The sequence below is a fragment of the Paenibacillus sp. VT-400 genome (genome assembly GCF_001029205.1).
GTDB classification, from domain to species: Bacteria; Bacillota; Bacilli; order Paenibacillales; family Paenibacillaceae; genus Paenibacillus; species Paenibacillus amylolyticus.
In genome coordinates this window covers 226,202-240,188 of the sequence record NZ_LELF01000047.1, presented here as the reverse complement: position 1 = coordinate 240,188, position 13,987 = coordinate 226,202, and the positions used below count along the sequence as shown (strand labels likewise).

The window sequence follows — 13,987 nt, the reverse complement described above, 5'->3', positions numbered from 1 at the left end:
ACATTTCCAAACGAATATAAAGACCAAAGCGCCCTCGGCTTCCATGCTGGGGCGTTTGTCTATTTTAACTCAGGAGTGGATGCGCTGTGTTTACCGAATGTTATCGGAAGCTGATAGATCCTTTCAAACGCAGCATTCGCAATAAGTTGATTCTTACCATGACGCTGCTGGCCGTTGTGCCCGTCATTGCCATGACCGCTATGGCAGCTGAGAATACCCGCTCTTCCATGGAAGAGGAGATTATGGAGACCAACCGAGCCAATATGAACTGGGCCTCCATCTATCTGGGTGAACAGTTCGCGCGCATGAACAACATTATCTATTCGATTCAGATCAGTGACGAATTGCATCAATATCTGGCGTTGAACGAGGAAGCGCCGGCGGCCAGCCGATTCGATGAACAGAAGGCCATGTTCAATATGCTGAACAGTGTATACTATTCCGCTGGCAATTATGTATTTGGCGTTGAACTGTACCTGAAGGAATTGGACACCTTGTTCACCTTCAACTCGATGGATTCTCGCATCAAAGCGGTATCGGAAATACCGGAAGGATATCATGAGCTTTTTGCACAACATAAAGATTTTACGATTATCAATGATCCGGACGATCCGCAAAAGTTTCACATGACCCGCAGCATGAACCGCTTCGAGGATCAGGCACAGATTGGTGCCATCAGTCTGGAAGTCAAGTGGGCTGAGTTCAATCAGACGCTGGAGCTGCTGGATAGCCGGGGTGACTATGGGGTATACATTGCTGACAGCACAGGCAGTCCGGTCTATCAGCCTCACCAAGAGATACAGCCTTCATCGGAAGCACTGGAGAAATTGGCAGGCACAAAAGAAAGTTCGGGTTTCATCCGGACAGCCAAAGAATATGTATTCTTTCACTCCATCGAGCCGTCAGGACTGCGTGTGATCAAGATTGTACCTGCCCATGTCGTTAACGAAAGTGCTTTGGACACGATGAAATACGGATTGGTCGTGGGTGGCCTGGCCACCGTCATATCTGTGGGACTAGCTGCGCTGGTGGCCTGGCGCACATCAAAGCCCATTGTTAGATTGGCAAATTCCATGAAGGGTATTCAACTGATCAAGGACAGGGAAGTGGTACGAAGCGGCCGGGTAGATGAGATTGGTCTGCTGGAGAAAAATCTGCACGGTATGGCTAGTCGTATTCGGGAACATATTCGCGACAATTACCTGATGAATCTGGAGAAGCAAACGGCCGAGCTCAAAGCACTGCAATCCCAGATCCATCCGCATTTCCTGCAAAACACACTACAAATGATTGGTGGCATGGTCTACTCGCAAAAACCGGCAGACAGTTACAAAGTCATTCGAGCCTTGAGCGAGATGTTTCGTTATATTGTACGAGCGCCGGATGGGCTTGTACCCCTACAGTCTGAACTGGACCAGCTGGAGCATTATATGCTGATTCAGAAGCAACGTTTTGTCGGCAGGCTTGAATATACACTGGAGATTACCGGAGAACTTCGGGCGTGTTATATCCCCAAGTTGTCTTTGCAACCCATTGTGGAGAATGCATTTTTGCATGGTCTGGAGAAGAAACAGGGCGAATGGAAGCTGGGCATTGAGGTCGTCTGTGAACCTTCAGATGTAACCATTCGAATTTGTGATAACGGCGTGGGTATGGATGCTGAGAAACTAACGGAGATGCAGTCCAGACTGGAGCGGATTACCCGGCAGGCTGATCGGGTGTGGAGTTCAGGTACAAGTATTGGACTGCTCAATGCGGCCTCACGAATGGTAATGCATTTTGGACCTGAATATGGGATGAGCATAGAAAGTGAATACGGACAGGGGACAAGCGTTACGGTACGAATCCCCTGCAATACAGGAGGCGAAGCCTTGTGAACAAGGAACTGTACAGAGTGCTGTTGGTGGATGATGAACCGTGGAACCGGGATATTTTGCGTAACCTAGGAGATTGGAATGAACTTGGCATGACCGTTGCAGGTGAGGCAGAGGATGGCGAGCAGGCCATTCAACTGGTCAAGCAGCATCAGCCTCACATTATCATTACGGACATGCGCATGCCCGGCACAGACGGTGTGGAGCTGTTGCAGACGCTTAGCGGACAATACCCACAGATCAAGGTGATCGTGGTGAGCGGATATGATGACTTCAATTATGCAAAACATGCGATCCGGCATCGGGCTGCAGATTATCTGCTCAAACCGGTGAATCCGGATGAACTGAATGGTGTACTTGCTAAATGTGCAAAGGAATTGGAAAAGGTTAAATCAGCACCTGAATCATGGGAATCGTACCCATCTTCGTTTGCAGGTGAGTTCTCCCTGTTTCAGCAGCAGGCTCGCTTGCGGTTTAATGACCTAAACGTTCAGAGTCTGCGGGAGTGGTTCCAGCAATTACAGCAGAAGCTGGAACGATGCGAGATTAACAGACCTCGGCAGCTTGGAAGGGTGGCTCATGAATTACAGGCTTTGCTGGACGAACTGTGCGTCTCCAATGGCTTGTACGAGCGGCCCGAAGCAACGGCGCTACCTCCTGCGTCTGCGCTGGCTTCCATCGAATCCACGATCACATGGATTTCGACTCCGTACTATCTGGCTTTGGAGCAGCTGATTGCGCAGCGTAAGTTCAAGAACAAGCTGAACCTGAATGAGGTGAAACAATACATTGAGCAGCACTGCATGGAGATGATTACGCTGGAGCAGCTCGCCCAGATCTTTTTTGTCAGCAAGGAATATCTCAGTAAGGTATTCAAGAAAGAGTATGAGGTGAATGTGACCGATTATGTTGTCCAGTTACGTATGACGAGAGCGAAAGAATGGGTGATGGATGAACAGATTCCGTTCAAGCATATTGCCGAGATGGCGGGTTATGAGGATGTGTCCTACTTCTATCGAGTGTTTAAGAAGCATTTTGGAGTTTCACCGGGAGAGATGCGGAAGGGACAGGCTCGTATATCAGGTAAATCAGGCAGTAGTACGGAATGAGACATTCGAGAGAGCATTTGCGGCAGGATTAAGGTTTAAAATAATCCAATACACAAGTCTAATTTTGTCCAATGAAGCGCTTTCATTTTCTGATATATAATGAGCCTATGAAAGACAAACCAGTTACACACCGGGAGGTCATAAGAGATGAAAGTATGGAAAAGCGTAGCAAGTGCAGTACTGGTCAGTGTTCTGCTCGCAGGTTGCGGTTCCAATGCAGGAACGGACAATGGGCAGGAGGAATCGGCATCAGGCAGCACGGTATCACTCAAAGTATTCGTTGCACAACCTCGGCTGAAAGAACATTACGATAAATATATAGAACAGTTCAAAGCCAAGGAGAAAGCAGAGAAAAACATTGAAGTGAACGTGCAACTGGAGATGCCGCCAGCGGACAATGCCCCTCAGATACTGAAAACACGACTCGCCTCCAATGATGCACCGGATGTGTTCGCCTTGCATGCGGTCAATGAGATCCCACCGTTCAGCAAAGCTGGATATCTGGAAGACCTCTCGGGCCAACCTTTTGTTGATAAGCTGCTGGATTCGGTTAAACCTTCCATAACGGATGCGGAGGGTAAAATCGTAGCTATTCCATTGGAAACAGTATCATGGGGCTATCTGTACAATAAAGATATTTTTGAAGAGCAAGGGCTGGAAGTGCCAACGACGTTAACAGAAATGAAAGCGGTCGTGGAGAAACTCAAAGCAGCCAACATTACACCGTTTGAACTATCCTACAAAGAAGCCTGGATTCCGCAATTATTCCTGCCACTTACCGTGGGTGCATTAACTCAGTCTGAGCACAAAGACTTCGTGGAGAAGATGAATCAGGATCAGGGCTCCTTCTCCGATATGAAAGCATTGTTTGATATCTTTGATCTCGTCAATGCCAATGGAACGGACAAAGCGCTGGAAGTGGGCGGTGATGATGGTTCAGCAGCCTTCGCATCAGGAAGCGCCGCGATGTGGATTCAGGGACCCTGGTTTGCCGAAACCATTCTGAAGTCCAACCCGGACTTGAACTTTGGTGTAGCACCAATGCCGATCAATGACAATCCGGATGATACCAAAATCAATCTGAGCACCTCCACTTCATTGGCAGTATCGTCATCTAGCAAAAACAAAGAAGTGGCACTCGATTTCGTGAATTACATTCTCGATGACAAGGATTCAAGTGCATTCTTCGAAGCACTCAAGTTCAATCCGATTGCCAAGATCCATGACTTCAAGAGCTTCCCGTGGGTAGACGATGCCCAGAAATATGTGAGTGAAGGTAAAGCTTATGAGGACCCATCCCTCCCTCAAGCGGTGAAAGACGAGTCAGGCAAAGCGTTGCAAGGCTACTACTCTGGGCAATTAAATCAACAGCAGGTTATCGATGCGCTCGACAAGGCGTGGAAATCCTACAACAAAGTCAACAAGTAAGGAGCTGTGAGGAATGGAGTATCCGCTTTTGTTGGCAAATCTCAACGGTCTGAGAGTTTTGTCAACAAATTAGCGGTACTTTGTTTCGTCGCAGTCTCCAAGCAGATGATACGGCAGGCAGAACGTTCTTCGTTCCCTCGTTTACAATCATCCGCTTCGAGTGAAAAGGGGGAGAACCAATGGCTACGAATGTGTTCAAGAAGTATCTGTCACTGCTCGCGTTCACTGCGCCTGCCTTTGTCATCTATGCGATTTTCCTGCTGTATCCCACGTTTAGTGGCATGTTCTATAGTCTCACGGATTGGAACGGACTCAATCAGGATTACAGCTTTATCGGTCTGGGCAACTTCGTGGAATTGTTCAAAGAAGATCCCGACTTTCTGAACTCTCTGTGGTTCACGATGAAATATGTAATATTTATGCTGATTCTGCAAAATGGAATTGCCTTGCTGCTCGCTGTGTTGATTGAGTCACGAACCCGTAGCAAAGGGCTTTTCCGGACGTTGTTCTTCATGCCTAACATGATCAGTACAATCATCAGTGCTTTCATGTGGACCTTCATCTTCTCTCAGGTGCTGCCACAGCTCGCAGAGAAACTGGCTTTTTCGTTCCTCGACCAGCAATGGTTGGGTGATCCGAAGTTTTCATTTTACTCCATTCTGATCGTATCGCTCTGGAACGGTGTAGGGTATATGATGATCATCTATCTGGCTGCTCTCCAGGGTGTGCCGAAAAGTCTCAAAGAAGCGGCTGTTATTGATGGGGCCAACGCATTCCAGGTACTGCGCAATGTGGTGTTGCCAATGATTACTCATGCCGTGACCATCTGTTTCTTCCTGACGCTGAACGGAGCATTCAAAGTGTTTGAAGTGGTGTATGGACTGACTGGTGGTGGACCGGGCCGGGCCACGCAGGTGATCACGATGAACATCTATGAAGAAGCGTTCTCCAACAACTTCAGATATGGCTATGCGAGTGCCAAATCGGTTGTGCTGTTCATCATCGTACTCATCTTTACACTCATCCAGATCACCGTCATGAAGAAGAAAGAGGTGGAAGCATGAGGATGCAACGACTGAACAGTTATCTGATTCGACTGCTACTGATTCTGGGCTCTCTCGTCGCTATGCTGCCGATCTACATGGCGGTTGTGAACTCTTTCAAAACACAGGGTGAGATGTTCCAATCTTTTCTCGCGCTGCCAACAACGTTGCACTGGGAGAATTATTCGGACGCGTTTAACAAAATCAATCTGTTGGGCAGTTCCATGAACTCGGCAATTGTATCCTTTCTGGGGATTGGGGGAATCGTCTTCTGTGCCTCACTTGCGGGATACAAGCTGTCACGTACCTCCGGACGTTTGAGCAACCTGATCTTCTTCCTGTTTGTTGCATCCATGCTGGTGCCGTTCCACTCGATCATGATTCCGCTGACACGGGTAGCCAAAGGCATGGGGGTGCAAGGAAGCACGTACGGATTGGCCCTGATCTATATCGGACTTGGCGTGAACATGGCAATCTTCCTCTATCACGGGTTTGTGAAGTCCATTCCGCGTGAATTGGAGGAATCGGCTCAGATGGACGGATGTAATGAGTTCCAGACGTTCTTCCAGATTATCTTCCCGCTCTTGCTTCCGATCACAGTCACCATCGCGATTCTGGACTTTCTGTGGATCTGGAATGACTTCTTGTTGCCACTGCTCATGTTGACTGATGTGAATCGTTATACGCTGATTCTGTCCACGAACATGCTGTTTGGGGAATACAACAAGGAATGGCCGTTAATTCTGTCCTCCTTGGTACTGACTGCGATTCCGGTTATCCTGATCTATGCGTTCTTCCAGAAGTTCATCATGGAGGGTATTGCGGAGGGTGCGGTCAAAGGATAGAACGTTCAAAGGAATCCCGCAGCGCATCTGGTGTTTGCCCGTTCTGTTATTCGGCCAAACTTTCGAAACTTACGCAAATAGCCTTGATCTGAAGGACGTGGTCCTTCAAGGTCAAGGCTGTTTTTTTTGATTGTGAAATCAGGAAAAAGCATTCGTCGAAGTCAGGAGCCAGAATCCATAAGCCTGTGGACAGCTTCTGCGAGGCATTTTAACCCATGTTCCATCTCATCAGGTGAAGCATACGCGTATGAGAGCCGAATGTGACTCGCATCTAACCGGTCATACAGATAACCCGGGTGTATAAGTACGTTTTGCTCCAGACAGGTATGGAACAATTGGCGGATGGAGAGAGGGGATACAGTGAATTGCAGCCAGATGTAAAACCCGCCAGCGGGTATTTCCCACTCCGCAATCCCATGGAAGTGACGTTGAAGCAGCTCCAGCATGAAGTCTCTGCGTTTGCGAAGTTCAGGACGAAGGCGTTCCATATGTCCAGCGTGATGTCCTTCTGCGAACCACAGGGCAGCAGCTTCTTGGGCGAGTGAACTGGTACCATAATCGGTCTGCATCTTGATATCTGCGAGACGACGAATGACCGGCTCTGGCCCAACCAGCCATCCGAGGCGCAGACCGGGGCTGACTGCCTTTGACAGGGTGCCCATATGCAGCACCCGTCCTTCCTGGTCACGCGCCTTCAGCGATGGCGGAGGAGGAGCATCCAGCCACAGATCACTGTAGGCGGCATCCTCCAGTATGGAGATGCCTAGTGTTCGAGCGGTGGTCATCAGTTCTTCCCGGCGGTAATCACCCATCACAGAGCCGGTGGGATTATGGAAGCTCGGGATCGTATAGAGAAGCGAGATGTGGTCTTGATCTTTGACATGCTGCGCAGCATCCTCCAGACGAGCAATGTGTACGCCTTCGTTATCCATCGGGATACCACTCATTTTCAACCCTGCTGACTGAAAGGCGTGAATCGAATAGAGATACGACGGTTTTTCCAGCAGAACCGCTGATCCGCGAGGGAGCAGTCCGACCGAAATCAAATGCAGTGCCTGAAGAGAGCCCGATACGATCAGTATGGAATCTGGAGAGGCTTGAATGCCGGTAGTCTGCAAATGGACGGATAAAGCCTCACGAAGCTCCAAGCTTCCTTGAGGTTCCAGATAGTTGAGTGTACGAGAACGATGGGACAGGGAGTACAGAATGTCGTTGAAAGCATCCTGAGGCATCAGCTCCGGGGCAAGCTCCCCTGTACCAAGACGTATGATGCCAGGTCGGAATTCAGCCTGATTAATCTGCTGGATCTCGGGCAGGTTGGGATAATACCAGCCCTCCTCAATGGCTTCATTCCAGTTGGGCATCGCTTCGTGAGCCATACCATGCCAACCGGAGCCGGAAATATAGGTTCCCCCGCCATGTCTGCCTTCAAGTAGACCCGCGGCGGCCAGATTATCCAGGGCGGTGACCAATGTACTGCGGTTTACGCTCATGGACTTAGCCCATAATCGCTGTGAGGGGAGACGATATCCTGCGGACCATTCGCCCGTTGTGATTTTCTGCCGGATATAGGCTTCAATCTGGCGATATAAGGGCAAGTCGAGAGAGAGGTTCGGTTTCCACCCCATGTTTAGCCGAGAATCAGAACGTTCCATAACTGGCAGAATCACCTCCGGTTTTCTTTGTAACAAACAATATATCATTTGGTTGGGTCTGATGCCATCCAAGTGGTTGGTTACGTCAGTTATCATCTGCCCTAATATGGAGGACAGAGATAAGGGGGAAGCGCGATGGAGGTTGTTATTCATGCAGTGGTTCTGGCGTTTGGCCTGATCTTGCCACTGGGTGTGCAGAATGTATTTATTTTTAACCAAGGCATGAGCCAGAGGCGTTATATACATGCCCTGCCTGCTGTAATAACGGCAGGGGTCAGTGATACGTTGTTGATCGGGGCAGCCGTTGGAGGGGTGTCGCTCATTTTGCTGCAATGGCCATTGCTAGCGAATGTGATGTATGCAGTAGGAAGCTTGTTTCTGCTCTATATGGCATGGAGTATTTGGAGGTCGTCCGAATCCGTGGAAGGTTCGCAGACGGTAATGTCACCAGGGCGACAGATTGCGTTTGCCGCATCGGTATCTTTACTCAATCCTCATGCTCTGCTGGATACGGTTGCCGTGATTGGCACCAGTTCACTTCAGTATGAAGGGGTGGAGCGCATTTATTTTGCCCTGACAGCCGCGGCTGTATCGTGGATATGGTTCTTGGGACTTGCAGGCGCAGGCAGGGTGATTGGCAGAACGGATCGAACTGGACGCATCAGTCTGGTGTTTAACCGGTTGTCCGCTGTGGTCATGGTTGGTTTGGCGGTTATGATGCTGTGGAAGCTCATCTATGCATAGAAGGACCGTGATGTAGCGGGCTCATTTTATTTAAAATAAAAAAACTCCCCGTGACGTCTATCGCGCAGGGAGTTCAATGTGGATGCTGAATGTGATTATCAGCATGCCTGGTGATCAAGTTATTGAGTTGGAACTGTAGTGCTCGATAACGCTTTGGTGTTGTGTCTCTTATATATGGTTGGTCATTTGAATTAGGGTCATCGTAATCGGATCTATTCTGCCTTAAGTAGCATGGATTCAATAAACACTTTCAGATCACGGCTTACACTGTTCAACTGATCAATGACCTCGCTGAACTCGGTTACCAGCACCGCCTGTTGGTTGCTAGACTGTGAGATGGATGTGATCTCCTGCTCCATCTGCTGAATGGAATGCTGAACATCTTTCAAGGAACGTTCGATATTCACCGTAGCTTCTTTGGTACCTGTAGAAAGTTTACGCACTTCAGATGCAACGACGCTGAATCCGGCGCCTGCTTCACCTGCTCGGGCCGCTTCGATGGCTGCATTCAGGCCGAGCAGATTGGTCTGTTCTGAGATTTCACGGATGAATGCGGCGACTTTGTTCACTTCGCCTGAGTTCTGCACAGCCATGCGGGTATTATCCAAAATCTGCGTGGAAGATGCCGTCAATTGCTCGGATTGGGCGGCTACCGTCTGCACCATATCTGTTAATTTTCCGCTGATACCGCCGATCAATTCAGTGAAGTACTCCAGTTTTTCCTCGTTCTGAAGAGAGAAACCAATGGCAAGTGTGCCCACGATATTTCCTTGTTCATCCCGAAGTGGGGTGGCCGCCGAGTTGATGGATGTACCATAGAATTTTGCATCAATACGGTTCGCTGAAGTTTCCCCATGTATAAGTGCCCGGCGGAGTGTAGGGTCATCGAGGGAAACGGGGTCTCCAGCCTTGATGCCCAGATCGAGTTCGTTGCTGGGAACATAATACCAGAACTTCTCCGTGTCGGTTACCGCAATCATGATATCGTGTTCTTTCAGCATGATTTTAAAATATGGACTTGCTGCAACGAGTGCTTCAACGATGTTCAATAAGGTTCAGCTCCTATAATGTATGTGTATCATCTAGATGTATTGTATACATCGTCAGAATAAGGTTAATCTTGAAGGCCTGATAAGGGCATAACGTATATTAATTAAATTTTCAACAAATGAAACAGGAGAATTGATGATTTTCAGAAATTTATGAAAATATAACGAAAAAGCAGACAAGAACATCATGTTCTTGTCTGCTTTGGCTATCCACCTATGCCTTATGACACGCTCCACTTCACGTTATGAAAGCTGATTTACGTAAGGGGTCACCGCGCCAGCGTTACCTCATCCGTTGTGTGAAGAGGTCATCCTGACGGTAAAGATATATATCCATATGCAGGAATACGCGGTTGAGTTATATTGCGTACTGTTGTTATCCGCCAATCTGGGACATGCGGCGTACCGTCGGCGTGTGCGATTGCATTTTTTGTTCCAAAGCCAGAGCCATCTCATGATTCTTTGGTTTCGTACCCAGCGCTTTGAGGAAAAGTGCCGCCATGGCATGCGGATCATCCACGAAGCGGCGAACATTATACTCATCGGACCAGTAGAGGCAGGCTTTGATATGTCCGTCAGCGGTCAGCCGAAGTCGGTTGCAATTGTCACAGAAGTGATCGCTCACGGGATGAATCAATCCAAATGTGCCTTCGGAGCCCGCAATTTTCATATTACGTGATGGGCCATTGCCCGCAGGGCCTGTTGTATTTTCTACCGTCCAGCCTGATGCAGCACATACATCTGTCACGGCTTCCAGCGGCAAATAAGATTTGCGCCATGAGTCCGAAGCCTGTCCAATCGGCATATATTCAATAAAACGCACATGAAGAGGTTGATCAATCGTCATTGCAATAAAATCCTTGATCTCATCATCGTTGATACCCTTCATCAGCACAACATTCAGCTTGATCGGAGCAAGGCCAGCGGCTGTTGCAGCTTCAATACCTTTCAGTACCTTGTTCACATCTCCGCCGCGGGTAATCATGGAGAAGCGATCAGCGCGCAGGGAATCCAGACTGATGTTAATCCGGTTTAACCCAGCATCTTTCAACGCCTGAGCTTGTTTGTCCAGCAGAAGAGCGTTGGTAGTCAAGGCAATATCGTCAATCCCGTCAATTGCCGAGATCATGCTGACGAGCTTGTGCAGATCCTTCCGTACCAACGGTTCGCCCCCGGTGAGTCGGACTTTGCGCATGCCCATCGGAGCAAGCACCTTCAGCACCTGTGCGATCTCTTCGTAACTCATAATCTCATCATGTGGAGCAAACTCCATACCCTCTGCAGGCATGCAATACACACAGCGTAAATTACAGCGGTCCGTAACAGAAATACGGATGTAGTCATGTATCCGGCCAAATGAATCCTGAAGCAGTTCCATGCAGACCACCCTTTCATCGGTTCAGATTGGAAATCTTCTATTATAAATGATACGACAATTTCAAAAGGAACAGTTGCATCAAATTTTAGCTATTTCTCCAATCCGCGTCAACGATGACGTCAGATGACAGCATTTTTTGCGGGGTGATTCAGATGGAATTGTCCCACGAGTTGTTGCAGAAAGACCGTAATGGCTTCCACGTTATGCGAAGAATGCTGAACCTGCAACATATCACGGATCAGCTCCATCATCTCTGCTTCTACCTCGGCAGAAGTCGCCCGATTCTGATGGCTGATTGCAGCAATATTCTCCATCAGCATGACCACCTGATCCACGACTTGTGTGCGCTCAGGTTCTTCAGCGGTAGCATTTTGCAGAAGTTGCGAAGCGGCCTGAACCAGTGTTGTTCCTTCAGCCAGCACCTGATCACCCTCTGTGATCAATTGAGATGCAGCTCCTGCTGCCGTTGAGATTCGGTCCAGAATCTGATGAATATTTTCAGTTGAAGAGCGGGATAACTCGGCTAGCTTGCGGATTTCCCCTGCCACGACCGAGAACCCTTGGCCATGTTCGCCCACGCGTGCAGCTTCAATGGTAGCATTCAGAGCCAGCAGGTTGGTCTGAGCTGAAATTTCATCAATGACAGCCAGTGCACGGTAAATCTCTTTCATGGTATCCATAAAGGACAGGATGGTACGATTAGTATCGGATACCGCTCCTGAGATTTGGGTCATTTTATCGCCGATTCGTTCCACTTCCTGCTGAGCCACGCTGATCTGTTCGGTAGCAGAGGTCTCCAGTTGTTGCAGCGTTATGCGCATGTGATCAGCAGCGATCTTGGCCTGGTCGAGATCTTCCAGTTGGGTGCGAATGGCCTGAATCATCGAACCAAGCTTGTAATTCACACGTTCAGTCGTGCCTTGGGTTGTCTCTGTTGAAGTTCGCATCTGATACTGATTATCCATAACGTCTACCGTGGCAAGTTGAACCTTCAGCATAATGCCTTCCAGAGAATCAATCATGTTGTTGATCCACTTCGCCAGTTCACCTGACTCGTCTTGGGCAAAAGCAGACGTGTCCAGGCGCTGGGTCAGATCACCCCTGCCTTCGGCGTTAATTCGAATAAATCGGCTGATGCGACGCAAGTCTTCATGGACTCGTTGATATTGGCTACGATGGAGCTGTAATGCAGTGAAGAATCCGAATAACACATTAAAAGCGCCCATTGCTGCCGCGCTCCAACCACTACCAGTGAAGGCATAGACAAGAGCTGCTCCTGCAACGCCAGACAAAAGCGTGAAGAGACTGTGCTGCTTGAACTGGCGCCAGCCGATGCTTCGTATCCGATACACTTCCTCCAGATCCCCTTCACACATCATGCCCCAGCGATCAGGACAGTGTGGCAGCTGGAAGGTGATGCCTTTGCCGATCACAGAAATATGGCGATAATCCGAGTAGCCGGGAAAAGCTACGAACAGATTGGAACCATTCTGAATGGTGTTTGCTACTCCGGGGTGTAGTTCTCCGGTCGACGGATCAGTGAACATGAGTTCCAGCTCGGTATGCTCCTTAACGGAAACGATACCCCATTCGGTGGTGACACCATCTTTGAGATTTTCCCCATGTGTAAAGGTACGGTCTTCGAATCGACTTCGGGATAAGGCGGTGCCGGGTTGCAGATGGGGCCGTAATATCGACTCAGCCATAAAGAGGTAATTGTCACCGGAATCGGGATAGATATGACCTGATTCTCGTTGGATCAGGTCACCGAGTACATCCCCGGGAACACGGCTGCATAATGAACCGACATATCGACCGTCCTGCAGGATTGGGGAGATAAACAGCAAGGTGACATCATCGTGAAAAGCGGACGAGCGGGGACCAATATCCAACGTCAGTGGATCAGAATATGGACCATACAAGCATTTTTTGCCATGACGATCTGCTCTGGAGTATTTCAATCCTGGTCCAATTAAAGCTTCGTAATCTTCATAGATCTGTCCAATATGTTTCTTATATGTAGAGAATACCACCTGATTCTGTTCGTTCAGCATAAATAGCTCCGTACTGTCTACGGCTCGAATATAACTGGATTGAAACCATGCATCTAGTTTGCTTCGTTGCTGTGAACCTTGTAATACATCCTCTAATTGGACCGACTGTATCTGTTGAAGCAAACGATCCAGGTGGTTCCATTGTTCATCTGCCCAGTCCATCATAAGCTGCCGTCTCGTTTCGGCAATTCCCTCAAAAATCTGTTCCACATCTTCCTTCATATGTGCGTTCAACCGATACGAGCGCCACAGCGGCAATCCTTTTCTCCATCCCAGCCAATCAAACATCATGACCACCCCGATTTCTGGATTTGAAAGCTTCGTTCTACTGATCCTTGGATAGACCTATATATGTGATTTTCAAAGTGATACTTGACAGAGGAATCCAACCTGCGTGGTGATTAATCCGAATAGTGATACCGCCTTCATCATTCAGGAGCGTTGACTCACGTGGAGGTGGAAGTCCTTGTACGTCTATTCAATCTTTATACAAGAAAACGAGCAAGAATACGAGGGGATATGTCATATTTTCCGAATATTTAATCAATAAATACAAATGATCGTGCGCTTGTTGTTAGGTGAAATGTATGTTAGCTATCTACGAAGAAAACTCACATGTATGTATATGAGAATCCGTCTCATTTTACATTGTGTAACATGAACAGGCCCATACTCAAAACACACTGTATAATGTAATCCCCGCCCAAAGCGATATAGTATTATCTAACAAGCAAAACCTGTTACGTTTGTGTATATAAACCTCCCATTCAGCCTTGGTGTGTAATGAAAATAACTTCCCACAAAGGAG

General features: G+C 48.4%; 10 protein-coding genes. 6 read left to right on the top strand and 4 right to left on the bottom strand.

All coding sequences use genetic code 11. From position 1 onward, the window contains the following. Positions 1-86 precede the first annotated feature (86 nt). From EL84_RS03535 to EL84_RS03515, 5 genes are all read left to right on the top strand, one after another. On the top strand, positions 87-1,877 hold the full coding sequence (locus tag EL84_RS03535; protein WP_047840743.1) for a sensor histidine kinase: 1,791 nt from the start codon (positions 87-89) through the stop codon (positions 1,875-1,877). Then, a complete protein-coding gene (locus EL84_RS03530) occupies positions 1,874-2,983 on the top strand; it encodes a response regulator (protein ID WP_235431482.1) in 1,110 nt (369 codons plus the stop codon). Before EL84_RS03535 ends, EL84_RS03530 begins: the two co-directional genes overlap by 4 nt. 147 nt (positions 2,984-3,130) lie before the next feature. Then, on the top strand, positions 3,131-4,411 hold the full coding sequence (locus EL84_RS03525) for an ABC transporter substrate-binding protein (protein ID WP_047840742.1): 1,281 nt from the start codon (positions 3,131-3,133) through the stop codon (positions 4,409-4,411). A 179-nt stretch (positions 4,412-4,590) separates the two neighbouring features. Then, complete coding sequence (locus EL84_RS03520) at positions 4,591-5,475, top strand: carbohydrate ABC transporter permease (protein WP_047840741.1); 885 nt, start codon at positions 4,591-4,593, stop codon at positions 5,473-5,475. Next, positions 5,472-6,299 carry a carbohydrate ABC transporter permease gene (locus EL84_RS03515; protein WP_047840740.1) on the top strand — a complete coding sequence of 276 codons (828 nt, stop codon included), beginning with the start codon at positions 5,472-5,474 and terminating at the stop codon, positions 6,297-6,299. The genes EL84_RS03520 and EL84_RS03515 overlap by 4 nt, the downstream gene beginning before the upstream one ends. A 161-nt stretch (positions 6,300-6,460) precedes the next feature. On the opposite strand, the gene EL84_RS03510 is transcribed toward EL84_RS03515, so the two are convergent. After that, a complete protein-coding gene (locus EL84_RS03510; RefSeq protein WP_047840739.1) occupies positions 6,461-7,954 on the bottom strand; it encodes a PLP-dependent aminotransferase family protein in 1,494 nt (497 codons plus the stop codon). A gap of 135 nt (positions 7,955-8,089) precedes the next feature. Here EL84_RS03510 and EL84_RS03505 point away from each other — a divergent pair, with 135 nt between their 5' ends. Beyond that, positions 8,090-8,698 carry a LysE/ArgO family amino acid transporter gene (locus tag EL84_RS03505; protein WP_047840738.1) on the top strand — a complete coding sequence of 203 codons (609 nt, stop codon included), beginning with the start codon at positions 8,090-8,092 and terminating at the stop codon, positions 8,696-8,698. A 212-nt stretch (positions 8,699-8,910) separates the two neighbouring features. Here the strand turns inward: EL84_RS03505 and EL84_RS32830 are convergent, their stop codons facing one another. The 3 genes from EL84_RS32830 to EL84_RS03490 form a co-directional block, all read right to left on the bottom strand. Then, positions 8,911-9,747 carry a methyl-accepting chemotaxis protein gene (locus tag EL84_RS32830; protein WP_036612668.1) on the bottom strand — a complete coding sequence of 279 codons (837 nt, stop codon included), beginning with the start codon at positions 9,745-9,747 and terminating at the stop codon, positions 8,911-8,913. Between the two features lie 376 nt (positions 9,748-10,123). Next, positions 10,124-11,125 (bottom strand): GTP 3',8-cyclase MoaA, encoded by a 1,002-nt coding sequence (gene moaA, locus EL84_RS03495; RefSeq protein ID WP_047840737.1) that lies wholly within the window; start codon positions 11,123-11,125, stop codon positions 10,124-10,126. Positions 11,126-11,244: 119 nt separating this feature from the next. Next, on the bottom strand, positions 11,245-13,470 hold the full coding sequence (locus EL84_RS03490) for a methyl-accepting chemotaxis protein (protein ID WP_321163400.1): 2,226 nt from the start codon (positions 13,468-13,470) through the stop codon (positions 11,245-11,247). Positions 13,471-13,987 lie beyond the last annotated feature (517 nt).

Coding starts and splice junctions, on each gene's coding strand:
- EL84_RS03525 (WP_047840742.1), top strand. CDS start 3,131: ATGAAAGTATGGAAAAGCGTAGCAAGTGCAGTACTGGTCAGTGTTCTG.
- EL84_RS03520 (WP_047840741.1), top strand. CDS start 4,591: ATGGCTACGAATGTGTTCAAGAAGTATCTGTCACTGCTCGCGTTCACT.
- EL84_RS03515 (WP_047840740.1), top strand. CDS start 5,472: ATGAGGATGCAACGACTGAACAGTTATCTGATTCGACTGCTACTGATT.
- EL84_RS03510 (WP_047840739.1), bottom strand. CDS start 7,954: ATGGAACGTTCTGATTCTCGGCTAAACATGGGGTGGAAACCGAACCTC.
- EL84_RS03505 (WP_047840738.1), top strand. CDS start 8,090: ATGGAGGTTGTTATTCATGCAGTGGTTCTGGCGTTTGGCCTGATCTTG.
- moaA (WP_047840737.1), bottom strand. CDS start 11,125: ATGGAACTGCTTCAGGATTCATTTGGCCGGATACATGACTACATCCGT.
- EL84_RS03490 (WP_321163400.1), bottom strand. CDS start 13,470: ATGATGTTTGATTGGCTGGGATGGAGAAAAGGATTGCCGCTGTGGCGC.